The sequence below is a fragment of the Burkholderiales bacterium genome, assembly GCA_035560005.1.
GTDB lineage: Bacteria > Pseudomonadota > Gammaproteobacteria > Burkholderiales > Eutrophovitaceae > DASRFY01.
This window is the reverse complement of sequence record DATMAN010000027.1, coordinates 37,844-64,834: the sequence shown is the minus strand read 5'-3', so window position 1 is coordinate 64,834 and position 26,991 is coordinate 37,844. Positions and strand designations below refer to the sequence as shown.

General features: G+C 65.2%; 26 protein-coding genes. 19 read left to right on the top strand and 7 right to left on the bottom strand.

Annotation, left to right across the window (positions count from 1 at the left end; all coding sequences use genetic code 11):
- The first annotated feature begins 92 nt into the window (after positions 1 to 92).
- The 5 genes from VNM24_03015 to VNM24_02995 all read left to right on the top strand — a co-directional run bounded on the left by VNM24_03015 (position 93) and on the right by VNM24_02995 (position 5,830).
- Complete coding sequence (locus VNM24_03015) at positions 93 to 2,159, top strand: ATP-binding protein (protein HWQ37569.1); 2,067 nt, start codon at positions 93 to 95, stop codon at positions 2,157 to 2,159.
- A gap of 100 nt (positions 2,160 to 2,259) precedes the next feature.
- Positions 2,260 to 2,943, top strand: coding sequence for a DUF2306 domain-containing protein (locus VNM24_03010; GenBank protein HWQ37568.1), 684 nt, complete (start codon positions 2,260 to 2,262; stop codon positions 2,941 to 2,943).
- 191 nt (positions 2,944 to 3,134) lie between these two features.
- Entirely contained in the window at positions 3,135 to 4,421 is a 1,287-nt protein-coding gene (gene hisD / locus VNM24_03005; GenBank protein ID HWQ37567.1) for a histidinol dehydrogenase, read from the top strand.
- Between the two features lie 193 nt (positions 4,422 to 4,614).
- The gene (locus VNM24_03000) at positions 4,615 to 5,352 is read left to right on the top strand and encodes an SDR family oxidoreductase (protein HWQ37566.1); all 738 of its coding nucleotides are present in this window, start codon (positions 4,615 to 4,617) and stop codon (positions 5,350 to 5,352) included.
- Between the two features lie 10 nt (positions 5,353 to 5,362).
- Positions 5,363 to 5,830 carry an SUF system NifU family Fe-S cluster assembly protein gene (locus tag VNM24_02995; protein HWQ37565.1) on the top strand — a complete coding sequence of 156 codons (468 nt, stop codon included), beginning with the start codon at positions 5,363 to 5,365 and terminating at the stop codon, positions 5,828 to 5,830.
- Here VNM24_02995 and VNM24_02990 read toward each other — a convergent pair.
- The 4 genes from VNM24_02990 to VNM24_02975 all read right to left on the bottom strand — a co-directional run bounded on the left by VNM24_02990 (position 5,820) and on the right by VNM24_02975 (position 11,171).
- The gene (locus tag VNM24_02990; GenBank protein ID HWQ37564.1) at positions 5,820 to 6,368 is read right to left on the bottom strand and encodes a hypothetical protein; all 549 of its coding nucleotides are present in this window, start codon (positions 6,366 to 6,368) and stop codon (positions 5,820 to 5,822) included. The two genes, VNM24_02995 and VNM24_02990, sit on opposite strands and share 11 nt — an antisense overlap.
- 309 nt (positions 6,369 to 6,677) lie before the next feature.
- Entirely contained in the window at positions 6,678 to 8,204 is a 1,527-nt protein-coding gene (locus VNM24_02985) for a CoA-acylating methylmalonate-semialdehyde dehydrogenase (protein ID HWQ37563.1), read from the bottom strand.
- 16 nt (positions 8,205 to 8,220) lie between these two features.
- Complete coding sequence (locus VNM24_02980; protein ID HWQ37562.1) at positions 8,221 to 9,732, bottom strand: M81 family metallopeptidase; 1,512 nt, start codon at positions 9,730 to 9,732, stop codon at positions 8,221 to 8,223.
- Positions 9,733 to 9,821: 89 nt separating this feature from the next.
- On the bottom strand, positions 9,822 to 11,171 hold the full coding sequence (locus VNM24_02975; protein HWQ37561.1) for an aspartate aminotransferase family protein: 1,350 nt from the start codon (positions 11,169 to 11,171) through the stop codon (positions 9,822 to 9,824).
- Positions 11,172 to 11,339: 168 nt separating this feature from the next.
- Between VNM24_02975 and VNM24_02970 the strand changes: the two genes are divergently transcribed.
- The 8 genes from VNM24_02970 (at position 11,340) to VNM24_02935 (ending at position 18,145) form a co-directional block, all read left to right on the top strand.
- Positions 11,340 to 12,536 carry an acyl-CoA dehydrogenase family protein gene (locus tag VNM24_02970; protein ID HWQ37560.1) on the top strand — a complete coding sequence of 399 codons (1,197 nt, stop codon included), beginning with the start codon at positions 11,340 to 11,342 and terminating at the stop codon, positions 12,534 to 12,536.
- A 58-nt stretch (positions 12,537 to 12,594) separates the two neighbouring features.
- Positions 12,595 to 13,785 carry an acyl-CoA dehydrogenase family protein gene (locus VNM24_02965; protein HWQ37559.1) on the top strand — a complete coding sequence of 397 codons (1,191 nt, stop codon included), beginning with the start codon at positions 12,595 to 12,597 and terminating at the stop codon, positions 13,783 to 13,785.
- A gap of 64 nt (positions 13,786 to 13,849) precedes the next feature.
- Positions 13,850 to 14,713, top strand: a complete 864-nt coding sequence (locus VNM24_02960; GenBank protein ID HWQ37558.1) for a 3-hydroxyacyl-CoA dehydrogenase family protein — start codon at positions 13,850 to 13,852, stop codon at positions 14,711 to 14,713.
- Positions 14,714 to 14,847: 134 nt separating this feature from the next.
- Entirely contained in the window at positions 14,848 to 15,306 is a 459-nt protein-coding gene (locus VNM24_02955) for a MaoC family dehydratase (protein ID HWQ37557.1), read from the top strand.
- Between the two features lies 1 nt (position 15,307).
- Positions 15,308 to 16,045, top strand: coding sequence for a 2-phosphosulfolactate phosphatase (locus VNM24_02950; protein HWQ37556.1), 738 nt, complete (start codon positions 15,308 to 15,310; stop codon positions 16,043 to 16,045).
- Between the two features lie 234 nt (positions 16,046 to 16,279).
- Positions 16,280 to 16,912 (top strand): hypothetical protein, encoded by a 633-nt coding sequence (locus VNM24_02945; protein ID HWQ37555.1) that lies wholly within the window; start codon positions 16,280 to 16,282, stop codon positions 16,910 to 16,912.
- Positions 16,913 to 17,037: 125 nt separating this feature from the next.
- The gene (locus VNM24_02940; GenBank protein ID HWQ37554.1) at positions 17,038 to 17,814 is read left to right on the top strand and encodes a hypothetical protein; all 777 of its coding nucleotides are present in this window, start codon (positions 17,038 to 17,040) and stop codon (positions 17,812 to 17,814) included.
- Between the two features lies 1 nt (position 17,815).
- Complete coding sequence (locus VNM24_02935) at positions 17,816 to 18,145, top strand: lysozyme inhibitor LprI family protein (GenBank protein HWQ37553.1); 330 nt, start codon at positions 17,816 to 17,818, stop codon at positions 18,143 to 18,145.
- Positions 18,146 to 18,152: 7 nt separating this feature from the next.
- Here the strand turns inward: VNM24_02935 and VNM24_02930 are convergent, their stop codons facing one another.
- Positions 18,153 to 19,061, bottom strand: a complete 909-nt coding sequence (locus VNM24_02930; protein HWQ37552.1) for a dihydrodipicolinate synthase family protein — start codon at positions 19,059 to 19,061, stop codon at positions 18,153 to 18,155.
- 97 nt (positions 19,062 to 19,158) lie between these two features.
- Between VNM24_02930 and VNM24_02925 the strand changes: the two genes are divergently transcribed.
- Positions 19,159 to 19,923 (top strand): aldolase/citrate lyase family protein, encoded by a 765-nt coding sequence (locus tag VNM24_02925; GenBank protein HWQ37551.1) that lies wholly within the window; start codon positions 19,159 to 19,161, stop codon positions 19,921 to 19,923.
- On the opposite strand, the gene VNM24_02920 is transcribed toward VNM24_02925, so the two are convergent.
- Together VNM24_02920 and gnd are read right to left on the bottom strand one after the other, a co-directional pair.
- Positions 19,911 to 20,408: a gluconokinase gene (locus VNM24_02920; GenBank protein HWQ37550.1), complete on the bottom strand. Its 498-nt coding sequence runs from the start codon at positions 20,406 to 20,408 to the stop codon at positions 19,911 to 19,913. The two genes, VNM24_02925 and VNM24_02920, sit on opposite strands and share 13 nt — an antisense overlap.
- Positions 20,405 to 21,322 carry a decarboxylating 6-phosphogluconate dehydrogenase gene (gnd, locus tag VNM24_02915; protein ID HWQ37549.1) on the bottom strand — a complete coding sequence of 306 codons (918 nt, stop codon included), beginning with the start codon at positions 21,320 to 21,322 and terminating at the stop codon, positions 20,405 to 20,407. Before gnd ends, VNM24_02920 begins: the two co-directional genes overlap by 4 nt.
- A 167-nt stretch (positions 21,323 to 21,489) precedes the next feature.
- On the opposite strand from gnd, the gene VNM24_02910 reads away from it, so the two are divergent.
- The 5 genes from VNM24_02910 to VNM24_02890 all read left to right on the top strand — a co-directional run bounded on the left by VNM24_02910 (position 21,490) and on the right by VNM24_02890 (position 26,763).
- Entirely contained in the window at positions 21,490 to 21,951 is a 462-nt protein-coding gene (locus tag VNM24_02910; GenBank protein HWQ37548.1) for a MaoC family dehydratase, read from the top strand.
- 62 nt (positions 21,952 to 22,013) lie between these two features.
- Positions 22,014 to 22,481 carry a thioesterase family protein gene (locus VNM24_02905; GenBank protein HWQ37547.1) on the top strand — a complete coding sequence of 156 codons (468 nt, stop codon included), beginning with the start codon at positions 22,014 to 22,016 and terminating at the stop codon, positions 22,479 to 22,481.
- Between the two features lie 68 nt (positions 22,482 to 22,549).
- Positions 22,550 to 23,770, top strand: coding sequence for an acyl-CoA dehydrogenase family protein (locus tag VNM24_02900; protein ID HWQ37546.1), 1,221 nt, complete (start codon positions 22,550 to 22,552; stop codon positions 23,768 to 23,770).
- Between the two features lie 321 nt (positions 23,771 to 24,091).
- Positions 24,092 to 24,541, top strand: a complete 450-nt coding sequence (locus VNM24_02895; GenBank protein HWQ37545.1) for a (2Fe-2S)-binding protein — start codon at positions 24,092 to 24,094, stop codon at positions 24,539 to 24,541.
- 14 nt (positions 24,542 to 24,555) lie between these two features.
- On the top strand, positions 24,556 to 26,763 hold the full coding sequence (locus VNM24_02890) for a molybdopterin cofactor-binding domain-containing protein (GenBank protein ID HWQ37544.1): 2,208 nt from the start codon (positions 24,556 to 24,558) through the stop codon (positions 26,761 to 26,763).
- Positions 26,764 to 26,991: the final 228 nt, after the last annotated feature.

The following is a 26,991-nucleotide window of genomic DNA, read 5'->3' as shown; positions in this document are numbered from 1 at the left end:
CAGAACTCGGGCAGAGTCGTAGTATCGGTCCGCAAACCCGAGGGGCGAGGTGCTCACGACGCCTGTGCCCTGGCCTGGTTGTGTTCGACTTCGTGACCGACTCCATGCGCATCGCCGACCGGCTCGAGGCTGCGCGCCGCAGCCGTTTCGTCGGACGCGAATTGGAACTGGCGCTGTTTCGTGCTGCGCTGCTCGGGGAGCACGCGCCGTTCGCCGTGCTGCACATCCACGGGCCGGGAGGCGTGGGCAAGTCCACGTTGCTGCGCGAGTACCGCCGGCTGGCTACGCAGGCGGGCCGCTTGCCAGTTCTCCTGGACGCGCGCGACGTCGATCCCTCGCCGGGCGGTTTGCTCCTGGCGCTCAGCCAGGCGCTCCGACTGGATTGCGTCGACCCCGCCGCAGTCGCGGCACGCTGGCCGAGCGGCGCTGTACTGCTGATCGACACCTACGAGCGGCTGGCTCCGCTGGACGCATGGCTGCGCATGCATTGGCTTCCGCTTCTGCCTGCGCGCACGCTCGTCGTGTTTGCCGGCAGAAACGAACCGGATCCCGGCTGGCGCACCGATCCGGAGTGGTCCGCGCTCACGCGTGTTGTGGCGTTGGGCAACTTCTCCGCGCAAGAGAGCCTGGCCTATCTCGCGCTGCGCCAGATCCCTCCGGAGCAGAGACTTCGGGCGCTTGAGTTCACGCATGGACACCCGCTGGCATTGTCGTTGTTTGCGGATGCGGCGGCACGCGGCGACCCAAGGCAGGTCCACCCCGGCAACGAGCCTGAAGTCGTGCGCGTCCTGCTCGACCGGTTCGTTGGGGAAGTTCCGAGTCACCGACATTGGTGTGCGCTGTATGTGTGCGTGACCGTGTGGGCGACCACTGAGGCGCTGCTGGCCGCCTGTCTGCGGGACACGGACGCGGGCGTGCTGTTCGAGTGGCTCGGCCAGCTGTCCTTCATCGAGCACGGTGTGCACGGGCTGTTTCCGCACGATCTCGCACGCGAGGTGATCTACGCCGAGCTGCGCCGTCGCAATCCGGACCTCTGCGAGACCCTCAAGCAGCGCGTTCTCGACTATCTCCATTCGCGGCTGGAGCGCGCTCGCGGGCTGCAACAGCAGCGCGCGTGGTTCGACATGCTGCACGTCCAGCGCCACAACCCGGCGATCCGCCCATATTTCGACTGGGCATCGTTCGGGGACGCTTACGCCGAGCCCGCATCCCCGGCCGACCATGCCGAGATCGTCGCGATGGTCGAGAGGCACGAAGGTTTGCAATCGGCGGCCATCGCCCGCCACTGGCTGGCACGGCAGCCCAAGGCGTTCCTTGCCATTCGCCGGATGCACGGCGACTTGCTGGGATTCTGCGCGCTGGTGCGCCTCGACATGGCCAGCCCCGAGGACGTGGCTACCGATCCGGCCGCGGCCCAAGCCCTCGAGTTCGTACGACGGACCGCTCCACTGCGGGCCGGCGAAGAGATCCTGCACGGGCGCTACTGGATGAGCCGTGATGGCTACCAGGAGGTCTCGCAGGTGTTCAACTTGACGGCGGTCGCATCGATGATTTGCTGGATCCGGCGCCCGAAGCTCGCCTGGTGGTTTCATGCGATGGCTCACCCCGGGCGCTTCGAGCCGATGTTCGAGAAGATCCGCATACGCCGCGCCCCGGCCGCGGACTTCGAGGTCGGCGCACGGCGCTATGCGGTGTTTGCGCACGACTGGCGCAGCGAACCCGCCGCACTCTGGCTGCGGTCGGGGGCCGAGCGCGTCAGCGAGAAGCCCGCGTGCGCGCCGTATGCCGTGCTGACCGAGGAAGCGTTTACGGCAGCGGTACGCGCGGCTCTGCGCGACTACTCGCGGCCGGCGAGCCTGTGTCACAACCCGCTGTTGCACACCCGCCTGGTGGCGGGCCATGAGGGCACCGAACAGCCGGTCGAGCGGCTGCGCACACTATTGCAGGAGGCGGCGCAAACGCTCGCAACCAACCCCAAGGACCACAAGCTCTATCTCGCCCTTCTGCAGACCTATCTGGAACCGGCCGCCACCCAGGAGCAGGCTGCGGAGCTGCTCGATCTTCCCTTCAACACCTACCGCTATCGGCTGGCGCGGGCGACCGACCGGGTGGCTGCCTGGCTCTGGCAGCAGGAACTGGCCGCCGTCCCGCACGGGTAGCGTTCCCGCCTTTTCGTCAGGAATTGGGCAGGGTTTGGGCTGGTTTTCGCTCAGCCGCGGCTGGACACTGCCTGCTGGTCGTTGCAAGGAGGACATGATCATGGGAAGAGCAGGCGCCGCGACCCTTTCCGCCTCGAACGCGTCCGCTTCGCTGCAGGCCGCTCGTGCGGGGCGATGGCCGGGCCGGGTGATGTGGGGCATCGCCGCGATCCTCGCGGTCGCGTTCGCCGCGCATGCGGCACAGCGTTATCTGGTATTCACCGAGAGTTCGTACCGTGGGTTCTGGCCGAACCGCTATTGGCTGCTGCTGCACTTCAGCGCGGGGTCGCTGGCATTGCTGTGCGGGCTGCTGCAGTTCTTGGCGGCCCTGCGCCAGCGCTTCCCGGACGCGCACCGCGTGACCGGCCGCGTGTACCTGTGTGCCGTCGCACTCGGGGCGATCAGTGCCTTCTACCTGTCGTTCCACTCGGTGATAGGTTGGACATTCGGCGTGGCGACCTTTTTCCTCGGATGCGCTTGGGTAGCCACGACGAGCATGGCCTTTATCGCCATTCGTAACCAGCAGATCGAAGCGCATCGCGAATGGATGATCCGCAGCTACGTCCTGACTTTCGCGTTCGTGACGTTTCGCCTGCTGCTGGTCAGTCCGCTGTTCGCCGATACCGGCACCCGGCTCGAACGCTTCACGGCTTTTCTCTGGATGAGCTGGACTCTCCCATTGCTGGCTGCCGAAGTCCTGCTGCAGTGGCGCCGCTGTACCGGTTCGAGGCGCCGTCCGGGTTGACCGCGGCGTCCGGACGAGCGGCCGAAAATCGGCCCGCGATCCACCGGCGCCCGTCCCGGGACGGGCGCATGCATTGACGCTGCGTCGTATACGGTCGAAAATAGCGCTACTTCCAGCGTCCCTCCCCGAACAGAAGGCAGCGCGTCCTTCTCCGGACGCGTTTACTTACCCCGATCCGAAAGGTTACGGCCATGGCTATCTGGCTCAAGAAAGGCATTTCCGCCGAGGAAGATGCCGCCAACATCGCTCAGGTGCGCAAGACCGTAGAGGAGATTCTTGCCGACATCGAGAAGCGCGGAGACGCGGCAGTACGCGAGCTGTCCCAGAAGTTCGACCACTGGAATCCGCCGGACTTCCGGCTCTCGAAGGCGCAGATCGAGGACCTGGTGCGCAGTCTGCCCGGGCGGGTGATCGACGACATCAAGTTCGCCCAGGAACAGATCCGCCGCTTCGCCCGGATCCAGCGCGATGCGCTGCGCGAAGTCGAGGTCGAGACACTGCCGGGCGTGGTGCTCGGGCACAAGAACATCCCGGTCGGCAGCGTGGGCTGCTACGTGCCGGGAGGCAAATACCCGCTGGTGGCTTCCGCGCACATGAGCATCGTGACCGCGCGTGTGGCGGGCGTGAAGCGCATCATCGCCTGTGCCCCGCCCTATCAGGGCAAGCCGCACGCGGCGATCGTGGCCGCGATGCACCTTGCGGGTGCGGACGAGATCTACACCCTGGGCGGCGTCCAGGCGATCGGTGCCATGGCGCTGGGCACAAGCTCGATCAAAGCGGTCGACATGATCGCGGGGCCCGGCAACGCCTATGTCGCCGAGGCCAAGCGCCAGCTTTCAGGCCGGGTCGGAATCGACCTGTTCGCCGGACCGACCGAAACGCTGATCATCGCCGACGACACGGTGGACGCCGAGATGTGCGCCACCGACCTGCTCGGCCAGGCCGAACACGGGCCGAATTCCCCAGCCATCCTGCTGAGCACTTCGCGCCGCCTGGCCGAGGAAACGATGAAGGAAATCGAGCGGCAGTTGCAGACTCTGCCGACTGCGGAGATTGCCGGCAAGGCCTGGCGCGACTATGGCCAGGTGATCCTGTGCAAGGACGACGCCGAAATGGTGCGGGAGGCCGACCGCATCGCTTCCGAGCACGTGCAGGTCATGACGCGCGATCCGGACTATTTCCTGAAGCACATGACCAACTACGGGGCGCTTTTCCTGGGGCCGGAAACCAACGTGTCCTACGGCGACAAGGTGATCGGCACCAACCACACGCTGCCCACGCGCAAGGCGGCGCGCTATACGGGCGGGTTGTGGGTCGGAAAATTCATCAAGACCTGCACCTACCAGCGCGTCAGGCCGGAAGCCACGGCGATGATCGGCGAGTACTGCTCGCGGCTGTGCGCAATCGAGGGCTTCGCAGGCCACAAGGCGCAGGCCGATCTGCGCGTGCGCCGCTATGGCAAGCGGCGGGCGGCGTAGGGGTTTTTCGCCACAAAACGACACAGAGGCACAGAGACAATCGACTTCAATATTCGCTACCAAGGCGCCAAGAAACCCCAGGATCTCTTGTGCCGGGTTGCTTTGTGCCGGGGCATCGGGGTGGTAGATTCGGCCTTGAAGTTCTCTGTTGCCCCGTGTCTCCAGGGTTCGGCAGGCTAAGGAACGCATCGACATGCAGGGGCAGGTCTGCGTAGTCATCGGCGGCTCGGGTGCGATCGGTTCGGCGATCTGCCGCCATTTCGCCCACGCCGGTGCGAGGTGCATCCCCACCTACAACAACAACGAGCAGGCGGCCCGCGATCTGGTCGGTTCGCTGCCCGGCGGCGGGCACTGGACGAAGTACGTGCCGGTCGACGTCTCCACAGCGATCAAGAGCTTCGCCAGGGAGGTCGAAGAGCGCGAAGGCAGGCTGGACGTGCTCGTCAACTGCGCCGGGATCACGCGTTTCGTGCCTCACGCCGACCTGGACGCGCTGGATGACGAACTGATCGACGATATCTTTCGCGTCAACTGGCGCGGAGCCTTCGCGGCGGTTCGCGCCTTCCGCGACCTGCTCAGGGCGGGCGAAGGCGGACTCATCATCAACGTCTCCTCCATCGCCGGCGTGACCGCCATGGGAAGCAACGTCGCCTACTGCGCCTCCAAGGCGGCGCTCGATTCGATGACCAAGTCGCTGGCGCGAGCCCTGGCGCCCGAAATCCGCGTGGTCTCGCTCTCGCCGGGTCTGGTCGACACCGAGTTCGTGAAGGGACTGGACAAGAAGTGGCGCGACGAACAGGCCGCGCGAACGCCGCTCAAGCGGCTGGCGCGCGCCGAGGAGGTGGGCGCCGCGGCGCTGGCGGTGGCCACGCATCTGAAGTATTCGACGGGATGCATCATCCCGGTGGACGGCGGGCGCCCGCTTGCCTGAGGAGGCCACCTTGAGCGAGCGCCGCAGCCTCTACGACGATGTGGTGATGGACCACATCAAGAACGCGCGCAACTACCGCGCGATCGCGGACGCGAGCCACGTCGCACGAGGCGTGAACCCTCTGTGCGGGGACAGCTTCTCGGTGTACCTGCGGCTGGAGGGCGAGATCGTACGGGAAGCCGCTTTTCAATGCGAATGCTGCGGCATATCGATGGCTTCGGCCTCGATCATGACCGTGCTGGTCACGGGTCGCGCGGTAGGGGAGGTTCGCCGCCTGGCGCGCGAATTCGCCGCCTTGCTGGCCCAGCGCTCCGAATCTTCCCTGGGTGCAGGCGCCCCATCCGAGGAAGCCGCGGCGATCGTGGACTTGGTGCGCCAGTCTCCGTCACGGCTGAACTGCGCCCGCCTGTCCTGGGCGGCGCTCGAAGCGGCACTCGACGGCCGCCCTCAGGCGGTGATCTCGAGCGCTACTGCCTGACGTATAGCGTGACTCTGGCCGGGTCGGAGAAGACCCAGTTGATCCCTTCGGCGTAGATCGACCGCTCCGGTGCGTCGCTGCGGGCCGCGACCCCGAGCGGCACGCGTTCCATGGCCCACTTGCCGGAGGGTACCGCTTTGCCGGGCATGATGATCGCGACCTGGCTGCGGTCCTCTGCATTGTGCCCGGCGACCACGGCCTTGCCCTGATCCGCCAGTTCGCGGGCCTTGTCGAGCACGGCCTGATCGACGGCGCTGCCCAGCACGCTCCAATTGTGCGGATCGTTGCGCAGCGCCGCCTCGATCTCCGGTCCCGTCATGCACGCGCTAGCCGGGCAGAAGTCCTCGATGCCGAACAGCTCCCTCAGCGCTTCCGCGGCCAGATAACGGCAAACGTCGCGCGAAGCCGACGTGGCGGCCTTGCAGGTGTCGATCTGGCTCTTCAGCCAGTCGCCGCGCTGACTCCAGGGATCGCCCTGGGCGTAGGCCGTAGACACCACGCCAGCGGCCGCTACGGTGACGAGGATCGAACGAAACATGGTTGCCTCCTTGAATGGCAGCCCTCCCTTTCGTTCGCGTGCCGGCTTCCCGTTCTTGAATGCGGGGCGGCCACCGGACTGCAGATTCGTCTTGTAGCGCGAGCGTACCCCGGCGTCAAACGCCGCGACGAGGCCTCGCGACCCTGCCGGGGAGCGCGCGTTGGCGTTCAACCCGCGGTGAATCTCGAGACGGACGGCCTCGCTCGGGGTGCCGATCGGCTCGCGCAGCCGGGTCGTCGAGTCGATGGTTGCCATGGCCGGCGCCCGCTTGCCCGTCGTCTGTGCAAGCCGAAGAAGGGGCGGTGGGATCTACTTCATCGTCGGCATGACAAACTCGGCGCCCTTGCGGATGCCGGTCGGCCAGCGGCTGGTCACGGTCTTCAGGTGCGTGTAGAAGCGCACGCCTTCTGCACCGTAGACGTAGTGGTCGCCGAACAGCGAGCGCTTCCAGCCGCCGAAGCTGTGAAAGGCCATCGGAACGGGAATGGGGACGTTGATGCCGACCATTCCGATCTGGATGCGCGCGGCGAATTCGCGGGCGCAGTCGCCATCGCGCGTGAAGATCGACACCCCGTTGCCCAGCTCGTGCCCATTGACGAGCTGGACCGCGGACTCGAAATCAGGCACGCGCACGATCGACAGCACCGGCCCGAAGATCTCCTCCCGGTAGATCGTCATGTCCGGCTGCACGTGGTCAAACAGGCAGCCGCCGAGAAAGAAACCGTTCTCGTGGCCGGGTACCTTCAGACCCCGTCCATCGACCACCAGCCTGGCGCCTTCCCGCACGCCCTTTTCGACGTAGCCGGTTACTCTGTCGAGGTGTTGCCGGCTAACCAGCGGCCCCATCTCGGCTGTGGCGTCGGAGCCGGGCGCCACCCGCAGCGCCCGAGCGCGCCCGGCGAGCTTCTCGACCAGCTTGTCGCCGATCGGACCGACCGCAACGCCGACCGAGATCGCCATGCAGCGCTCGCCGGCGGAGCCATAGGCCGCGCCGATCAGCGCATCGACCGCCTGGTCAAGGTCGGCGTCGGGCATGACCACCAAGTGGTTCTTGGCGCCTCCGAGCGCCTGGACGCGCTTTCCGGCGGCGGTGCCCATGCGGTAGACGTACTCCGCGATCGGCGTGGAGCCCACGAAGCTCACCGCGGCGACTCGAGGATCCTTGAGCAGCGCATCGACCGCGACCTTGTCACCGTGCACGACGTTGAACACCCCCTCGGGCAGGCCGGCTTCGTTGAGCAGACTGGCCAGATGGTTGCCGGGGGACGGGTCGCGCTCCGAAGGCTTGAGCACGAACGTGTTGCCGCAGGCGATCGCGAGCGGGAACATCCACATCGGCACCATCGCGGGGAAGTTAAACGGCGTGATGCCCGCACACACGCCCAGCGGTTGCCGCACCGAGTAGCTGTCGATGCCCGCGCCGATCTGTTCGGTGTATTCGCCCTTGAGCAGGTGCGGGATGCCGCAGGCGAACTCGACGACTTCAAGCCCGCGGATCACCTCGCCGCGCGCATCGGACAGCACCTTGCCGTGCTCGGAAGTAATGATGGCAGCCAGGTGGTCCATGTCGCGCTCGAGCAGTTCCTTGAAGCGGAACATCACGCGCGCGCGCTTCAGCGGCGGCGTGGCGGCCCACGACGCAAAAGCCTCGTGCGCGACCCGAACTGCCGCAGCCACCTCCGATTCGGTGGCGAACGCCACCCGGCCGGTCACTTGGCCGGTGGCGGGGTTGTACACCTCGCCGAAACGGCCGCTCGCGCCACGCACCTCGTGGCCAGCGACGTAGTGGCTGATTTCCTTCGGGGCCAGTGCTTCCTTGGTGATGGGCTTGTTCATGGTTTCATCGGAGAGGTCAACGGTGGGCGCTTGCGGGCGCCGCGGCGAAAACGTGCTCGTCCAGCGGATAGATCGGCCGGCGGATCTTGCGATAGGTGAACTGCGTCCAGTCCGAGGAGCCCACGCCGACGCCGTCGCACAGCACGGCGCCCTTGGCGATCGGCAGGAACACGGGCCGGTAGTACATGCGCGACTTCAGGAGCAGATAGCGCTGGCGCGTCGGATCAATGCCCACGCTTTCGAACACGCCGCGGTCCCAGGGCTCCTGGTTGCGCTCGGTGATCACGATCCGCGCCACGCCAGTGTCGAACACGACGGTGCGGCCCATGAAACAGCGCATGCCGGTAAACTGCGGCCCCGTGATCGTGTACTCGCCGTCGGTGATCGCGCGGACCACGCCCGAAAGTTCCAGCGGCTCGCCCTTGCGCTGGATGGCCGGCATGTCCATCTTGCCGCCGATGGGCAGGGTCACTCTGGCGCCCACGCCGGCATCGATCAGCGTCTTCACCGCTTCGGGGTCCCGGATCGGTCCCACTGCGATGCCGGTCAGGCCCTGACGCAGCGCTTCCCGGAGCACGTGCATCGTGTCCTGAGTGGCGCCCGAGGCGCAGTTGTCGGCGTGATCGAGCAGCAGGATCGGGCCGCCGGACTGATCTGCCATCCGCTTCGCTTGCGCGATCGCCTGCGCGAGCGGGCGGCCGCGATATACGAAGTCTTCCCGCCGGGCCCATGCCACATCGAGAATCTTGTCGCATGCTGCCTGGGCCAGAGCGCGATCGCCGTCGGCGACGGTGACCACGCTGACTCCCGCCTCGAAGATGTCGGCCTGCTGGAAGCCGCCGAACGCGGTGGCCGCGAGCAATCCCTTGCGCTCGGCTTCGCGCGCCGCGTCGGCGAATTCCTGCATCGGCTGCTCGGCCGTGTTCTGCTTGAGCGTGTGCGCCAGCAACGGACGGTTGCCCCAGGCCATCACCGGCCTGACTTCGCCTCGCAGCTGGCGCAACAGGATGCTGCCCGCGAGATGGCCGGACTCGTACTGGTCGACATGCGGATAGGTCTTGTAGCCGGTCAGGACATCGCAATTGCGTACCATGCGCTCGGTCAGGTTGGCGTGCAGGTCGAGTGACACGGCGATTGGCGTTCGGGGCGCGATTGCGCGGATCCGTTCCAGCAGCGTGCCCTCGCCGTCGTCGGTGCAGTCTCGCACCACCATCGCTCCATGCAGATCGAGCATGACCGCGTCGCAGCCTTTGGACACAGCTTCGCAGATCAGATCGCAGATCCGTTCGTAGGCGCCGGGATCCACCGGGCCGCTGGGATTGGCCCAGGCGACCACCGGGGTGAGGATCTGCGCGCCAATGGAGTCCGCCAGATCGAGAAATGCCGCCATCGCGAGGCGTGTGCCTTTGGTCGCCTCGTAACCGTCACGGCCGAGATACGGACCGTTGTTGCCAAAAGCCTCCCACGGCGTGGCGACCGGCGAGAACGTGTTGGTCTCGTGCTGCATCTGGGCGATGACGATTTTCATGGTTGTTTGGACCACAGAGGCACGGAGAAACCAGACTCCTGCCACCCGGCGCGAGGCAAACTCCGGCGCAGTTGCTTCGTGGTGAATGCCTACGGGATGGACTTCAACACATCACCGAGCGTGCCGACGATCTCGTCGATGTGTTTCTTCTCGGCGATCAGCGGCGGCGTGAGCGCGATGGTGTCGCCCGCCGAGCGCACGAGCACGCCTTTTTCGAAGCACTTCACGAAGCGCTCGTAGGCGCGCACGCCGGGCTTGTCGGCGATCGGTGCCAGCTCGATCCCGCACATCAGCCCGATGTTGCGGATGTCGATCACGTGTGGCAGCCCTTTGAGCGAATGTACCGCCTGCTCGTAGTAAGGCGCCAGTTCGCGCGCGCGATCGAAAAGCCCTTCCTGCTCGTATAGATCCAGGGTGGCAATGGCCGCGGCGGTGGCGAGTGGGTGTCCCGAATAGGTGTAGCCGTGCGCGAATTCAATCGTCCACTCCGGGCCGGTCATGAATGCATCGTAGATTTCCTTCCTCAGCAATACGCCGCCCAAGGGCACCGCGCCGTTGGAGATCCCCTTGGCAAAGGTGATCATGTCCGGAGTCACCCCGAAGGTCTGCGCTGCGAAGGCGGCGCCCGTGCGCCCGAAGCCGGTGATGACCTCGTCGAAAATCAGCAGCAGCCCGTGCTTGTCGCACAGGGCTCGCAGGCGCTGCAGATACCCCTTCGGCGGCACCAGCACGCCGGTCGATCCGGCTACCGGCTCGACGATCACCGCCGCGATGTTGGATGCATCATGCAGCGCAACGATGCGCTCCAGTTCGTCGGCCAGGTGCGCGCCCCATTCCGGCTGACCTCGGGAGAACGCGTTCTTCTCCGGAAGATGGGTGTGCGGCAGATGATCGACCCCCGGCAGCAACGCGGGGCTGAATACCTTGCGGTTCGGGGTGATGCCGCCGACCGACATTCCGCCGAAGCCCACCCCATGATAGGCGCGCTCGCGCCCGATAAACCGGTGACGCTGCGGTTGACCCCGGGCGCGGTGATAGGCCAGCGCGATCTTGAGCGCAGTGTCCACCGCCTCGGAGCCGGAGTTGACGAAGAAGACGCGGTCGAGCCCTTCAGGTGCGATGCGCACCAGCGACGCCGCGGCCTGAAACGCGCCGGGGTGAGACATGTTGAACGCGGTGGCGTAGTCCATCGTCTCGGCCTGCTTCTTGATGGCGTTGACGATTGGTTCGCGGCAGTGTCCTGCGTTCACGCACCACAGCCCGGCAATACCGTCGAGGACCCTGCGCCCGTCGGGTGTGAAGTAGTGCATGTCCTTGGCGCCGGCGAGCAGCCGCGGTGCGGCCTTGAACTGCCGGTTGGGCGTGAACGGCAGCCACAGGGGCTCCAGATTTAGCGATTGATTCAGTTCCCGGACTGCATGGTCGTCTCGGATATTCATGAGATCCTCCGGATGCGCCCGTCAGCGGCGCGATTGATCAGCCAACCCCCGTCGCCATTATATAGAGACCGGCCGCCGGCGCAGCCCCTGCGGTTGCCAGCCTTCCGCGGCTTCCCGTATCCTCGCAACTTTCTTTTTCGGCGCCGCGCCGCCGCCCTTTCCCCCGCGATGGATCTCGATTTCAACGCCGAAGAACAGGCATTCCGCGCCGAAGTGCGTGCCTTTCTCGAAGAGAAGCTGCCTGGTGATGTCAGACGCAAGGTGCTCGAGCATCGCCGGCTGGAGAAGCAGGATGTCTTGCGCGTGCATCGCATCCTGTATCAAAAAGGCTGGGTGGCGCCCAACTGGCCGGTGGAACACGGAGGCACCGGCTGGAACGCGGTCCAGCGCCATATCTTCGAGGAGGAATGCGCCGCCGCCGGCGCGCCTCGGCTTTCGCCCTTCGGCCTGCACATGATCGGTCCGGTGCTGATCGCCTTCGGCACCGAGCCTCAGAAGGCAAGGTACCTGCCGGGCATCCTGTCGGGCGAGCAGTGGTGGTGCCAGGGATATTCGGAGCCCGGCGCCGGCTCCGATCTGGCTTCACTCAAGACGACCGCACAGCGACGCGGCGCAGCCTACATCGTCAACGGGCAGAAGACGTGGACAACCCAGGCCCATTGGGCGGACATGATCTTCTGCCTGGTGCGCACCGCCAGCACTGGAAGGAAGCAGGAAGGCATCTCGATGCTGCTGATCGACATGCGTTCCAAAGGCATCGAGGTGCGGCCGATTATCACCCTGGACGGCGAGCACGAGGTCAACGAGGTGTGGTTCCAGGACGTCGAGGTCCCGGCCGAGAATCTGGTCGGCGAGGAGGGACGCGGCTGGAGCATCGCCAAGTTTCTGCTCTCGCACGAACGCACCGGCATCGCCGGCGTCGGCCACTCGAAGCGCGAGCTGCACTATCTCAAGTATCTCGCCGCACGCGAGCGTGCCGGGTCTCGGCGGCTCATCGACGACCCGGTGTTCCGCGACCGCATCGCGCAGCTGGAAATCGATATCGCGGCGCTGGAGATGACGGTGTTGCGAGTGGCAGGGGCGGAGCGTGCGGGCCAGGCGCCCGGGCCCGAGGCTTCGATCCTCAAGATCCGCGGCACTGAAATCCAGCAGGCGCTGACCGAGCTGCAGATGGAGGCGGTCGGACCTTATGCGTTGCCGTACCTGCCGATGGCCTGGAGCGACAACTGGATCGGCGCCACGGTCGGCCCGGACTACGCGGCTGCGCTCGCGGCGCGCTATTTGAACTATCGCAAGACGACGATCTACGGCGGATCCAACGAGATCCAGCGCAACATCATCGCCCAGCAGGTCCTGGGGCTATGAACAAACCCGGGGAGTCGTTTTACTTCGTGCCTGCGCGGCCGTCTGGTAAGAGTGCGACATGGACTTTTCGCTGACCGAGGAACAGCGACTGCTGAAGGATGCGGTCGAACGGTTCTTGGAAAAGAACTATTCCCTGGATCTGCGGCGCAAGCTGATCGCCGAGCGGCAGACGATGTCCGCGCCGATCTGGGAAGGATTCGCCGCCCTTGGCCTGCTGGGGGTGTCGCTTCCCGCGGAGTACGGCGGTTTCGGAGGCAAGGGGATCGAAACCATGCTCGTGGCGGAGGCGTTCGGCCGGCATCTGGTGATCGAGCCCTATCTGTCGACGGTGGTCCTGGCCGGCGGACTCGTCCAAACCGGGGCCGCAGACTGGCAAAAGAAGATCCTGTTGCCGCGCATCGTCGACGGGACCATGCTGCTTGCCTTCGCGCACTTCGAGCCCGGTTCACGCTATGCGCTGAATCACGTCGCCGCGCGGGCGACGCCGGACGGGAACAACTGGATCCTGACCGGCGAGAAGACCTTGGTGCTGCACGGACCGGTTGCCGAAAAGTTGATCGTATCGGCGCGAACCTCCGGCTCCGACGACGATCCCGGCGGCGTGACCCTGTTCGTCGTCGAATGCAGCGAGGAGAACCTGGCTGGCCAGGAATATCCGCTGATCGACGGCACGCGCGCCCTGGATGTGCAGCTGAACGGCGTGCGCGTGGGGCCGGAATCGGTGATCGGCACGCTCGACGGCGCCTTGCCGTTGATCGAGCGGGTGGTCGACCGGGCCATGGCGGCGCTGTGCGCCGAGGCCGTGGGCGCGATGTCCAGGCTGCACGAGATGACGGTCGAATACCTCAAGACGCGCCAGCAGTTCGGCGTGCCGATCGGCTGCTTCCAGGTGCTGCAGCACCGGGCGGTTGACATGCTGATCCAGGTCGAGCAGGCGCGCTCCATGGCGATGCTGGCGGCCGGGAAAGTCGATGCGACCGACCGATACGAGCGCCGGCGGGCGGTCACCGCCGCCAAGGAGTTCATCGGGCGCGCCGGACGTTTCGTCGCTCAGCAGGCGATCCAGTTGCACGGTGGCATGGGCATGACCGACGAGCTGGCGGTGGGCCATTATTTCAAGCGGCTCATGGCGATCGACATTCTGTTCGGAGACAGCGCCTGGCAGCGCCGCCAGTTCGCCGAACTCAGAGAAGACGAGGTGTCGGGATCGCAGTTTCTGCGTCCGCGCAGCACCTGGAAGCAGATCTGACTTTCTCGTCCCGAGATCTCCTTCCGGAGGGGCAAGGGCGTCAAGGCAAGCCAAGGAGTTCCCCGTGATCGCTAAAGTCGGTGTCGTCGGTGCCGGGCTGATGGGCTCGGAGATCGCTCTGGTGTTCGCGCTCGCGGGCAAGGAAGTGCTGCTCAGCGATACGACCGAAGACACTCTGAAGCGTGCGCGGGAGAACATCGCGGGCATCCTGGAGAGAGGCGTCGGACGGGGCTTCTACCAGCGGTCAGAGGTGGAGCCGACGCTCGAGCGCATCCGTACGACCGTCGATCTGGCCGCCTTTTCGGACCGGGACCTGGTGATCGAGGCGGTATTCGAGAAGGAAGAAGCAAAAGCCGAGGTGTTGCGCGGGCTCGACACGATCGTCGGTCGGGACTGCGTGATCGCGACGAACACTTCCACGATTTCCATCAGCGGGCTGTCCTCGTATGTGCGGCCCGAGCGCAGGCTCAAGTTCCTGGGCATGCACTTCTTCTCTCCGGTGTCACGGATGAAGCTGGTGGAGGTCATCGCCGGGCTGGATACCGCGGCCTCCACCGTCGAGACGGCAATGACGGTCTGCCGTGAGGCGGGCAAGACACCCATCAAGGTCAAGGACGTCGTCGGGTTCGCCGTCAATCGCATTCTGCATGCGTTCATGATCGAAGCGGTGCGGCTCGTGGAGGAGGGTGTAGCCACGCCGGAAGAGATCGATCTCGCGTGCAAGCTGGGGTTGGGCCATCCGGTAGGGCCGTTCGAATTGTCGGACGCGGTGACCAACAGTTTGTGCCTGCAGGTGCAGCAGATTCTGCACGCGGCCTACGGGCCGCGCTTCCTGCCCCGTCCGCTGCTCAAACAGATGGTGCAGGCTGGCTACAACGGCAAGAAAGCCGGCCGTGGCTGGTACCGGTACGACAAACCGAACAAGTGACGAGACACGGGGCGCGGCAATCCGACTGCGCGCAGAACCGGTTCGGGTAGACAGGTCTGATGGCGGTAGCAACCCGTCGGGCATCTTCGGCCGTTGCGCCGTTTGCTTGTCGGGCATCCAAGGAGGAGGCCGGCTTGGCTTGCAAGTACTACTGGGAGGATTTCAAGATCGGAGAGAAGGTCGTGCTCGGTTCGAAACGCGTGACCCGGGAAGAAATCATCGAGTTCGCTTCCAGGTACGACCCGCAGCCGTTTCACGTGGACGAGCGCGCGGCGAAGGAGTCGGTCTACGGCGGATTGATCGCCAGCGGCTGGCATACCTGCGCGCTGGTGATGCGCGTGATGTGCGACAGCTATCTGCTGCAATCCGCCAGCATGGGTTCTCCCGGGATCGACAATTTGAAGTGGCTCAAGCCGGTGAGACCCAACGACGTCATCACCACGCACCGTACGACGCTCGAATCGCGCGCTTCCCGAAGCAGACCGGACATGGGCATCGTCAAGTTCCTGTGGGAAGTGGTCAATCAGCGCGCCGAGACCGTGATGACAATGGAAGGCTACGGCCTGTTCGGCCGGCGCAACCCCGGAGCCTGAGTTGAGCGAGCACTTTCGCCACAAAGTCCACGTCCTGTTCCGCAAGGAAGACCTCGAGCACGAGCGGCTCGAGGGCAAGGTCGCCGTCGTGCTCGATGTGCTCTTCGCCACGTCGACCATCGTCACCGCACTCGCCCACGGATCGCAGGAGGTCATCCCGACACTCGACGAGGCGGGTGCCAAGGCGGAGGCGCAAAAGCACGCCGATGACAGCTATATCCTCGCCGGCGAGCTGTACGCGGTAACGCTGCCGGGCTTCGCACCACCCACACCGCTGGCCCTCACCAGAGAACCGTTGGCAGGGCGCAAGCTGATCTACTCGACGACGAACGGTACCGTGGCGCTCAGGCAGGCGTCGCGAGCCGAGCACGTCTACGCGGGTGCCCTGCTGAACGGCGAGGCGCTGGTCGCCAAGCTGGTCGAAGCCCATCCCGGCAAGACCATCCTGCTGATCTGTTCCGGCTCTATGGGAACACCGAATCTGGAAGATATCTACGGAGCGGGATATCTGGTCGATCTGCTCATGCGCAGCCTGAAGGCGGATTCGGACACTTTTTCCGACGCGGCGCTCGCCGCTCGCGCGGTGTTCCGCGCGGAGCCGGCGCAAGCGGCTTTGCTGCGCTCGCGCGTGGGGCGCATGATGATCGAACGAGGCCTCGAGCACGAGGTGCTTTTCGCTGCGGAGCTTGGACGCTTGTCGGTGGTCCCGAAGCTCGCGGGCGAACGCCTCATCGCCTAGCGGCGCGTCGCTGGCCGGCGACGATGCGACGCGCCCCGGACGCGGAAGCGGCCCCGAACGGCGCGCGGCTCGGCGCACGGCCGAACATGCCACGATGTGCGGCTGCCCGAATCCGATCCTCGAAGCGCCAATGAGTTATTGGTCCGCGCGCGCCGGCCGAATCCGGCCGCAGAGCAGACTGGTACGGATCGTGCAAACCGCCCGGGGACACGCACGAACGACAAGGTGGCGACCATGCGTCCATCGGTAATCGTGGCTTCGGTGGGGTTTGCAATGATCCTGTGCGGCGGGCTGCGGGCTCAAGACGCGGCGCAGGAGGGTGACATGGCGGCCAGACTGGCTCCCTCAGCCATCGTCGAGGAGTTCGCCGAGTTTGCCGGTTCGGCGGACAACGCCATCGCTCTGGTCGAAGGACTGCGAAGCGGCGGAGAAATCATCCTCACCGGACGCGACGAGTCAGTCGTTCGTTTTGCGCCGGCCACCGGTCCGCTGGGGTACGGCAACGTGTCCCTTGCGCTCTCGCTGGCGCAGACCAACCTCACGCTGCATGGATTATTCGATCCCGATGCGCAGGAGATCGCCGCGGCCATGGCCGGCGGGGATGTCGTCGTTGCCGGAGAATGGGTGACGCTGCCTGGCGTGCTCAATCTGCGCGCGCGCGGGATGCTGTGGAGCGAGGTGGCGCAGGCGCTTGGCTTCCCGCTGGGCGAGGCGGTGAGCCTGTCCAGCGCGGAGGACGCGGCGGCCAGGATGGCGATCGCGTCGCGGTGGCAGCGCCGTGATGTGGAGATCGTGGACCACTCGATCGGGACGCAACATCGGCCCCGGCCCCAGCGAGTCGATCGACCGGAGCGCCTGTATCGATAGGGTCATCATGGCAGCCCGGCGATGCACCGGCCAGGGGAGCAGGCTCGGAAGCGCGAGAGCGGTTGCGGGCTACAATTGCCCAGCGCGGCAGGCATCAGCCTGCCGCTTCGCTTTCGAGGTCAAGAATGAACAAGAAACGCATCTTGTTGGTGGGTCTTTGCTTGATTACCTGTTCGGCCGGGGCGCTTGCGCGGCAGGACGGACAATGGGGATGGACGCTGGGGTTTGACTACAGCGAGGGCGATTACGGCAACCCGCAGGAGACCGAGATTCTCTATGTTCCGCTCACCGCCCGCTACGACACGGGCCGGTGGACTTTCCGCGCCACGCTCCCCTGGGTCAGCATCGAGGGTCCTGGCGGTGTAGTCCCGGAGCTGGGCAACGTGCAGGGCCGGACGGGCAAGGCGCGGCGAGAAGAGTCCGGCATCGGCGATGGCGTCGGATCCGCAACGTATAACCTGTCTCCCGGTGGCGGCCCGGCGCCCATCATCGATCTGACCGGCAAGGTCAAGCTGCCCACCGCCAGCGAAAGCCGCGGCCTGGGAACCGGGGAGGTGGATCTCGCCGGGCAGGTCGATTTCTACAAACCGATTGCGCCCGATACGACCGGTCTGCTCACCCTTGGCTACACCATCCTCGGCGATCCTCCAGGCGTGACGCTGCGCAACGTATTTTACGGATCGTTCGGCGCGGTGTATCAGATCGACGAGGCGGTGAGCATTGGCGCCAGCTTCGACTTCCGGCAGCGGGTGATCGCGGGCGGCGAGCCCCAGCGGGAGCTCTTGGGGTTCGTCGGTTATCGCAGGGATCGCTACTGGCGGGTACAGGGCTACGTCGTGCAGGGGCTTTCGGACGGCAGCCCGGACTGGGGCGTGGGCGCGGTCGCGATTCGAGAGTATTGAAGTGAGCCGGAGGGCGATCGCGCAGATGCGCATCATGCCGCTTGTTTTCACTGCCGCCGTGGCGATGGCTGCGCTCTGCGCGCAGGCCGTCATCGACTGCAGCAAGCCGGCGAACAACCCTGACCGGCTGGTGTGCTCCAACGACCGGCTGGCCGCCGCCGACGAGCGTATGGCACGAGCATTTCGCGAAGCGTTACGGCGCGGGGTGGGCCTGGAGAAGCTGCTCGCGACCCAGCGCCACTGGAAGGCCAACGTGCGCGATGTGTGCAACGACGTGCCTTGTCTGCTGCGCGCCTACGAGGAGCGCACCGCCGAGCTGGACAGCTTCTGAAGTCCGCCTATTCAACCGTGATCGGGCGTGCGAGGTCGACACCGGGCAAGGTTTCGTCGAGCAGCGCGCGCAACTGAGCCGAGGTCTCCGGCGAGATGCCGGCGCCGGGGTGCCGCACGCGCCCGGTCTTGATCAGGCCGCGCAGACGGAAGACTTCCTTGCGGATCGCCACTCCCGGTTGTTGCTCGAAGACGATGAGCGGCAGAAAACGCCGGTAGATCGAACGCACACGCACCCAGTCCTGCGCCCTGGAGGCGCGGTGCATGGCCATCAGCGCCTCCGGGAAGGCGAAACCGGTGTTGAAGCCATCCGATCCCGCTTCCAGGTCGAACAGCGCGTAGAGCCCTCCCAGCCCGGTGAGAATTTTCAGCGGCCGCTTGAGAAGGCCGCGCAGCTGGCGGATCTTGGGTGCCGTTGGAACGGCCTCCTCCTTGATGCCGGCGATCGCCGGGACCTCGGCCGTGATGCGCGCGATCAGCGCCGCGCTCATGTGGACCTGGGTTGAAGCCGGATGATCCTGCAGGACGATGGGAATCGAGATCGCGTCCGCGATGCCGCGGTAATACTCCACGATGCGCTCGTCGCTGGGAACCGCTTCTGCGTGCGGCGTCACCATCACGGCGCAGGCACCGGAGCATTGCGCCATCTTTGCCAATTCGCGGGCGGTGTACGTCGCGCCGGCGCTGGCTCCGACGATGACCGGCAGCCCGTCGGCGGCCTGCACGGCGGTGCGAATCACCAGCTCGCGCTCGCCATCGCTCAAACGGCTGGCTTCGCCCAGCACGCCGAGGACGGTGATGCCGTCCACGCCGAGCTCACGCATGAAGCGCACGACCGCGGTCATCGATTCGCGGTCGAACGTCTCGTCGTCGTGAAACGGTGTGGGCAGGATCGGAAAGACGCCTTCGAGCTTCATGATCGCGGGTGAAAGTGAAAAGTCCGGCGCACGGCGCGGATCATAGCGGAGTCGGTAGAATCGCGGGCTTGTTGGCCGAAAAAGGGAGCCACGCTGCATGGACATGCCGCTCAATCAGCTCAAGCGCGCCTTGCGGGACAAACGCGTGCAGGTGGGATGTTGGCTGAGCCTGGCGAGCCACGCCTGCGCCGAGATCTGCGCGTCGGCGGGCTTCGACTGGATCCTGATCGATACCGAGCACGCACCCAACGACTTGCCGCAGGTGCATCACCAGTTGCACGCGATCGCCCCCTACCCGGTCTCGACGCTGGTGCGCGCCTACTGGAACGACACCGTGCTGATCAAGCGGCTGCTCGATCTGGGCGTGCAATCGCTCCTGTTGCCTTACGTGCAGAACGCCGAGGAAGCCAAACGGGCGGTCGCGGCGGTGCGCTATCCTCCGCGAGGCGTGCGTGGCGTGTCGGCCAACTCGCGCGCCAACCGCTTCGGGCGGGTCCGCGACTACTTCAAGCATGCCGACGAGGAAATCTGCTTGATCCTGCAGGTGGAAACGCGATCGGCGCTGTCCCAGATCGAAGCCATCGCCGCGATCGACGGGGTGGACGGGATATTCATCGGGCCGCAGGATCTCGCGGCCGATTTCGGTCACCTCGGCAACCCGGGCCACGCCGAGGTGCAAGCGGCGATGGCCGACGCGATCAGGCGAATCCTGGCGACCGGCAAAGCGCCGGGAATCCTGTCCTTCGTGGAGGCGGATGCCAGGAAGTGGATCGAGCAGGGAGCCCTTTTTGTCGCAGTCACCAGCGACCAGTTCCTTCTCGCCCGTGCCACCGAGGCCGTGGTCAGGACCTACAAAGGCTGACGCAGGCCCAGCCGACCAAGCAGTTGACGCATGAGTTCCTCGGGGGAGGCAGCGACGTCCAGCACGATCGCTTCGACCGGTTCCTCGAGCGCGGCGAACTGGGAAGCAAGCAGCGTCGGCGGCATGTAGTGTCCTTTGCGCGCCTTCAGGCGCGCTTCGATCAGGCCGAAGTCGCCCTTCAGATGCACCCAGCGCACGTCGGTCAAGCCTGCGGCCAGGCGGTCGCGGTATTTCTGCTTGAGGGCCGAGCATCCGAGCAGCACGTCGCGCCTCGCGGCCTGCTGTTCGGCTAGGAGCGCGTTCAGGCGATCGAGCCAGGGCCGGCGGTCTTCATCGGTGAGCGCAATCGCGCTGCGCATCTTTTCGATGTTGGCCGCCGGGTGATAGTCGTCGGCGTCGAAGAACGGCCAGCCAATCCGCGCAGACAACAACTTCCCCAGGGTGGTCTTGCCGCAGCCGGCCACGCCCATGAGCACCACGATCATTCGTCGCGCGCGTGCTGGATCGTGTGACCGCCGAAGCCGGCGCGCATCATCGCGAGCAGCCGCGCGGCGTAGTCGCCTTTACCTTGGCTCGTGAAGCGCGCCATCAACGCCAGACTCATGACCGGCGCGGGCACCCCGAGCTCGACGGCCTCGATCGCGCTCCAGCGCCCCTCTCCGGAATCCGCCACGACCGGTTTGATCGCTTCCAGCGACGGCTCGCGGCGCAGAAAATCCACGATGAGATCGAGCAGCCAGGAGCGCACGACGCTGCCGTGCCGCCAACATTCGGCGAGCGCGGCCAGGTCAAAATCGAACTCGGTCTTCGCCTTGAGGATCGACAGGCCTTCGGCGTATGCCTGCATCATCGCGTATTCGATGCCGTTGTGGATCATCTTCGCGAAGTGACCGGCACCCGCTGGCCCGCAGTGCACCCAGCCGGCGTCGGGTGTCGGGGCGAGGAGCTTCACGAACGGCTCGATCAGCGCGACCGCGTCGCGGCTTCCGCCCAGCATGAGGGCATAACCCTTCTCCAGGCCCCATATCCCCCCGGAGACTCCGGCGTCGATGAAGCGCACACCCCGCCCCGCGAGCCAGCGGTGCCGGCGCATGGAATCCTTGTAATGGGCATTGCCGCCGTCGACGAGCGCGTCCCCGGGCGCACACAGCGTGGCCAGTTCTTCGAGCACACGCTCGGTCGGATCTCCGGCGGGCAGCATGAGCCAGAGCACGCGCGGCGTGGCAAGCGAGCCGACCAGAGCCCGTAGATCCGGATGGGTGGTGACGGCCGCCTGGCGCTCGATGGCGCTACGGGCCACCGGGCTCATGTCGTAGGCGGCCACTTCGACTGCGCGACGGGCCAGGCGCCGCGCCATGTTTGCTCCCATCCGGCCTAGACCGATCATTCCGATCTGCATTCGGTTCCTCCCGCGCCAAGGGACTCAATTGTCCGCGAGGCGGCCGCGGCAGACAAACGGAGCGGGAGCCGCAGCGCGGTTGCGCGGGTTCGCGCCGCATCGCGCTGGGTGCAGCCGCGGGCCGGTGATTACAATCGCGGTCGGGACCGTTCTTGACGGAGCGCGCGATGCCGCGAGTGGAACTCAGCAGCCTGGAACAGCTCGAGCAGTCGGTAGGGGCGCAACTGGCGGTGAGCGACTGGGTCGAGGTGACACAGCAGATGATCGACAAGTTCGCCGAGGCCACCGGGGACCATCAGTGGATTCACGTCGATGCGGCACGGGCGAAGCGCGAATCGCCCTTCGGGACGACGATCGCGCACGGGTTTTTAACCTTGTCTCTGCTGTCGCGCTTTCTAAACGATGCGGTGATCTTCGGCGGCTCGAAGCTGGGCGTGAACTACGGGCTCAACCGGCTGCGCTTCACGGCGCCAGTCCCCGTGGGATCGAGGCTGCGCGCGCGCTTCGCCGTGAAGGAGCTGGAGCACATCGAGGGCGGTGCCCAGATCACCTGGGACGTAAAGGTGGAGCGTGAAGGCACCGCCAAGCCGGTGCTGGTTGCGGAGTGGGTCACACGCCGTTACACCTGAGACGGGCGCGTGCCGAACTTCCGCAAGATTCGGAGTTTTGGACCGGATTCGAGGAGGTCAGCGTGGCGAGATCGCAATTCCGCTTCGCGCATCGCCTGCGCGTGCGCTGGGCGGAGGTGGACAGGCAGGGCATCGTTTTCAACGGGCACTACCTCACCTACTTCGATGTCGGAGTGACCGAATACTATCGCGCCCTCGGCCACCCGTATCCCATGGAGGACCTGCTTGCCGCAGGCCTGGATCTGTACGCCAGAACGGCGCAGATCGAATTCCACTCGCCAGCCCAATACGACGACGAGCTCGACGTCTGCGTGCGAGTGCCCAGGATCGGCCACACCAGCCTGGAGTTCGCGCTCGAGATCTATCGGGGAGACCTGTTGCTAGTCAGTGGTGGGCTGGTCTACGTGAGCGCCGATCCGTCGGCGCGGCGCGCCAGGCCCGTGCCTGATTTTCTCAAGGCGGCCATCCGCCGCTACGAGCAGACGCCGCCGCTCGAGACCGGTGGCGGAGTGATGGGAGCGTCGCGGTAGAATCGCTCAGCTTTGCCGCCACAGGTGGCGGTCCAGTAGGAGTTCCCTTCAACGAAGGAAACCGAGCAATGGATTTCGACTTTTCGCCGAAGGTCAAGCAATTGCAGGCGCGCGTCGCCGAGTTCATGGAGACTCACGTTTATCCCAACGAAAATCGCTTCTTTGCGGAAGTCGATGACAACCGCAAGCGCGGTGACCCCTGGATTCCGACCCGGGTCATCGAGGAACTCAAGTCCAAGGCGCGCGCCGCCGGCTTGTGGAACCTGTGGCGACCGAAGGAGCACGGCGGGGCGCTGACCAACCTGGAGTATGCGCCGTTATGCGAGATCATGGGCCGCGTGAGCTGGGCGCCGGAGGTGTTCAACTGTTCGGCACCGGACACCGGCAACATGGAGGTGCTGCTGCGCTACGGGTCGCCCGAGCAGCAGAAGCAATGGCTCGAGCCGCTGCTTGACGGCAGGATCCGCTCGGCGTTCCTCATGACCGAGCCGGACGTCGCCTCATCCGACGCGACCAACATCCAGTGCCGTATCGAGCGCAAGGGCGACGAGTACGTCATCAATGGCCGCAAGTGGTGGTCCTCGGGCGCGGGCGACCCGCGTTGCAGGATCTTCATCCTGATGGGCAAGACCAATCCGGACCATCCCGAACGGCACATGCAGCAGTCGATGATTCTCGTCCCGCGAGACACCAGGGGCGTCACTATCACGCGACACCTGTCTGTGTTCGGCTACGACGACGCGCCGCACGGCCACATGGAAGTGCTGCTGCAGGACGCGCGCGTACCGGCGACCAACCTGCTGCTGGGCGAAGGGCGCGGGTTCGAGATTGCCCAGGGGCGGCTGGGACCGGGGCGCATCCATCACTGCATGCGCATCATCGGCCAGGCGGAGCGGGCGCTGGAACTGATGTGCAGGCGACTGAAGACGCGCGTCGCATTTGGCAAACCGGTGGCCGAACAGACAATCTGGCACGAGCGCATCGCCGAGGCGCGGATCATGATCGAGCAGGCGCGGCTGCTGGTGCTCAAGGCCGCCTACATGATGGATACCGTCGGCAACAAGGAGGCGCGGGCCGAGATCGCGATGATCAAGGTGCTCGCGCCGAACATGGCCCAGCAGATCATCGACTGGGCGATCCAGGCGCATGGCGGCGGTGGGGTGAGCGACGATTTCCCCGTTGCCTGGATGTGGGCCTGGAATCGCACCCTGCGCTTGGCCGATGGTCCGGATGAGGTGCACCGCAATCAGATCGCCAAGCTCGAACTGCGCAAGTATGATCACCGTTGATCCGCGCTTCGTATTGCGTTCTTCGCGTGCGTACGCAGCACCGGGGGGCGAAATCGTCTGAGGCGCTTGTGCATCGCATCATTCGAGCTCGCTTGAAGTTCGACTGCGAACGCGATGAATTTGAGCGCAAAAAGGTTATCTTTCGCTGCCGGTCGAGGTCGGTGCTTTCCGGCCTCCGAAAATCTTCGCTCGCGCGCTTTTTTTAAAACATCAACAAAGCCTTATGAGGGGTTGAAACAGTGTGGGCCTTGGTGTATTTTCCGCGCGTAACTTCTAACGTTACATTCCCTTAAAAAACTGCTCGAAAGGGGGAGTTTTGCAATGAAGATCTCGTTTCAAGTAAACGGAAAACAAACGAGCGTAGACGTCCCGCCTGACACACCACTGCTTTGGGTTCTCCGCGACACACTGGGTATGACCGGCACCAAGTTCGGCTGCGGCAAGGCTTTGTGTGGCGCCTGTACGGTGCATCTGAATGGCATGGCGATTCGCTCCTGTCAGACACAGATCGGTTCGGTCGCCGGTCAGAAAGTAACCACTATCGAGGGACTGGGTGGAAGTCACAAAGTGCAGCGTGCCTGGGTCGCGCTCGACGTGCCGCAGTGTGGTTACTGCCAGCCGGGCCAGATGATGCAGGCCGCCGCGCTGCTCGCCGTCAACAAGAATCCCACCGATGAGGATATCGATGCCTGGATGTCCGGCAACATCTGCCGCTGCGGCACCTATCCGCGCATTCGCGCCGCCATCAAGGCCGCCGCGAAGATGGCATAAGGGGGAGATGACATATGGAAAACATCGTGAAGAACGAAGCTCGTCGTGATTTCCTGAAGGTCAGTGGTGCGGTTGCCGGTGGACTCGCGCTCGGCTTCTATCTGCCCACCGGCCCGCGCGTAGCGCGTGCGGATGCAGGTGGCGGCTACGCAAGCCCCAATGCCTGGATTCGCATCGGTTTGGACAACTCCATCACGATCATGGTGGCACGGTCCGAAATGGGTCAGGACGTCTATACGTCGATGCCCATCCTCGTGGCCGAAGAACTCGAAGTCGACATCAACAAGATCAAGGTCGAGTTCGCGCCGCCTGCCGAGGTTTATATCAACGCGCTGCTCGGTGGTCAGATCACCGGCGGGTCGACCTCGGTCCGGGATGCGTGGGAGAAGCTGCGCAAGGCCGGCGCCTCGGCCCGCATGATGCTGGTTGCCGCTGCGGCCGACATGTGGGGCGTGGACGCCTCGCAATGCAAGGCCGCGAACGGCGCGGTTACCGGCCCGGGCGGCAAACGCGCGAATTATGGGCAGCTCGCGGCAAAGGCGGCGCAGATGGAAGTGCCGAAAGACGTTCCGCTCAAGCCCTCGAGCCAGTTCAAGTACGTCGGCAACACCAAGATCAAGCGTCTGGACACTGAAGCCAAGGTCAAGGGCACCGCGCAGTTCGGCATCGACACGCGGGTCCCCGGCATGCTCTACGCTGCGGTGGCCATGCCGCCGATGATCGGTGGCAAGGTGGCCTCCTACGACGATTCCCGGGCGAAGGCCATGCCGGGCGTGCGCGCAGTGGTGCAGTACAGCCGCGGTGTGGCAGTGGTGGCCGATTCCTACTGGCAGGCGAAGAAGGCCAAGGATCTGCTGCTGATTCGCTGGGATGCGGGTCCTAACGCCGATCTCGACATGGTCAAGGTGTGGGGCGGCCTCGAGGAGGCATCCAAGCAGCCCGGTGCGGTATTCCGTGAGGCGGGAAATGTGGACGCGGGCATGGGCACTGCCGTCAAGACGGTAAAGGCCGAATACCGCCTACCATTCCTGTCACATTCGCCGATGGAGCCGATGAACACGACCGCGGACGTGCGTGCGGACAAGGCGATCATCATCACGCCCACGCAGTTCCAGCAGTTGATTCCGCACGTGGTCGCCGGGGCGACCGGTCTCAAGCCAGAGCAGGTGGAGGTGATTACCACCTTCCTGGGAGGCGGATTTGGCCGGCGCGTGGAGGTCGATTACGCGATCGACGCTGCAGAGATCTCGAAAGCGGTCGGAGCACCCGTGAAGATGGTTTGGAGCCGCGAGGACGACATGATGCACGACTCCTACCGTCCGGCCGGCATCTACCAGCTGACCGCGGGTCTGGACGCCAATGGCAAGCCTGTTGCCATGCGTTTCCATTCCACCAGCCCCTCGATCTCGGCGCGTCTGTTCCCGAGCATCGTCAAGGACGGTATCGATCCGTTCGCGGTGGAGGGGATCGACAACTATCCGTACGAAACTCCGAACCTGAAGTTCACGTACCAGATGCACGACACAGGCGTGACCCCGGGCTACTGGCGTGCGGTTTCGCATAACCTCAACGCGGTGGCGCTCGAGTGCTTCGTCGATGAGATGGCGCATGCGGCCGGCAAGGATCCGCTTCAGTATCGCCTGGACATGCTAGACATGGGCTCTACCAAGCACCAGTGGTCGGGCCTGTCGGCCGGCGTGCCGGTCGGCGCGCGGATGAAACGCGTATTGGAAGAGGTCCGCAGCAAGTCGGGGTGGGGCAAGAAGTTGCCGGCTGGGCGCGGCATGGGCGTGGCGGTGATGGAGGGCTACAACACCGTGATCGCCATGGTCGCGGAGGTGACCGTGACTCCGAACTACGATGTGATCATCGACAAGGTGACGGCGGTCGTCGACGCCGGTACGCTGATTCACCCCGATCAGGCCCTCGCGCAGATGCAGTCGACCATCAACTTTGGTCAGTCCGCGTGCATGTGGGGTGAGATCACGGTGAAGAACGGTGCGGTCGAGCAGAACAACTTCGACATGTACCGCGTAGCGCGCATCAACGAAGCGCCCAAGGTGCTCGACATTCACTTCATCAAGAGCGACAGCGTTCCGGGCGGATTGGGCGAGCCCGGCACGGCGGTGGTGCAGCCGGCCATCGGCAACGCGATCTTCGCCGCCTGCGGTAAGCGCTGTCGGGTGTTGCCGTTCACGCCGGAGAACATCCGCGCGTCGTGAGGCTTCGCACCCCGCCGCTGACATAGAGCGGTCGACGGCAGTCCGGAATGACCCCCCAGCGGGGTTACGCTGGGGGGTCTTTTTTTTGCTGCCTTCCACGAGGTTGGTAGCCAGCGGCCAACGGCAGCGCGCCAGGAAGCCGCGCAGATAGGGCATGCCCTTGCGGGCAAAGGTCTTGAGCGGCTCGACGCCGCTTCGCAGGGCCCGTTGCTAGAAACGGCTCGGCAT

Bases quoted from the DNA above. Each gene is read 5' to 3' on its own strand.
- VNM24_03010 (HWQ37568.1), top strand. From the start codon at position 2,260: ATGGGAAGAGCAGGCGCCGCGACCCTTTCCGCCTCGAACGCGTCCGCT.
- hisD (HWQ37567.1), top strand. From the start codon at position 3,135: ATGGCTATCTGGCTCAAGAAAGGCATTTCCGCCGAGGAAGATGCCGCC.
- VNM24_03000 (HWQ37566.1), top strand. From the start codon at position 4,615: ATGCAGGGGCAGGTCTGCGTAGTCATCGGCGGCTCGGGTGCGATCGGT.
- VNM24_02990 (HWQ37564.1), bottom strand. From the start codon at position 6,368: ATGTTTCGTTCGATCCTCGTCACCGTAGCGGCCGCTGGCGTGGTGTCT.
- VNM24_02985 (HWQ37563.1), bottom strand. From the start codon at position 8,204: ATGAACAAGCCCATCACCAAGGAAGCACTGGCCCCGAAGGAAATCAGC.
- VNM24_02980 (HWQ37562.1), bottom strand. From the start codon at position 9,732: ATGAAAATCGTCATCGCCCAGATGCAGCACGAGACCAACACGTTCTCG.
- VNM24_02975 (HWQ37561.1), bottom strand. From the start codon at position 11,171: ATGAATATCCGAGACGACCATGCAGTCCGGGAACTGAATCAATCGCTA.
- VNM24_02970 (HWQ37560.1), top strand. From the start codon at position 11,340: ATGGATCTCGATTTCAACGCCGAAGAACAGGCATTCCGCGCCGAAGTG.
- VNM24_02965 (HWQ37559.1), top strand. From the start codon at position 12,595: ATGGACTTTTCGCTGACCGAGGAACAGCGACTGCTGAAGGATGCGGTC.
- VNM24_02945 (HWQ37555.1), top strand. From the start codon at position 16,280: ATGCGTCCATCGGTAATCGTGGCTTCGGTGGGGTTTGCAATGATCCTG.
- VNM24_02940 (HWQ37554.1), top strand. From the start codon at position 17,038: ATGAACAAGAAACGCATCTTGTTGGTGGGTCTTTGCTTGATTACCTGT.
- VNM24_02930 (HWQ37552.1), bottom strand. From the start codon at position 19,061: ATGAAGCTCGAAGGCGTCTTTCCGATCCTGCCCACACCGTTTCACGAC.
- VNM24_02925 (HWQ37551.1), top strand. From the start codon at position 19,159: ATGGACATGCCGCTCAATCAGCTCAAGCGCGCCTTGCGGGACAAACGC.
- VNM24_02920 (HWQ37550.1), bottom strand. From the start codon at position 20,408: ATGATCGTGGTGCTCATGGGCGTGGCCGGCTGCGGCAAGACCACCCTG.
- gnd (HWQ37549.1), bottom strand. From the start codon at position 21,322: ATGCAGATCGGAATGATCGGTCTAGGCCGGATGGGAGCAAACATGGCG.
- VNM24_02910 (HWQ37548.1), top strand. From the start codon at position 21,490: ATGCCGCGAGTGGAACTCAGCAGCCTGGAACAGCTCGAGCAGTCGGTA.
- VNM24_02900 (HWQ37546.1), top strand. From the start codon at position 22,550: ATGGATTTCGACTTTTCGCCGAAGGTCAAGCAATTGCAGGCGCGCGTC.
- VNM24_02895 (HWQ37545.1), top strand. From the start codon at position 24,092: ATGAAGATCTCGTTTCAAGTAAACGGAAAACAAACGAGCGTAGACGTC.
- VNM24_02890 (HWQ37544.1), top strand. From the start codon at position 24,556: ATGGAAAACATCGTGAAGAACGAAGCTCGTCGTGATTTCCTGAAGGTC.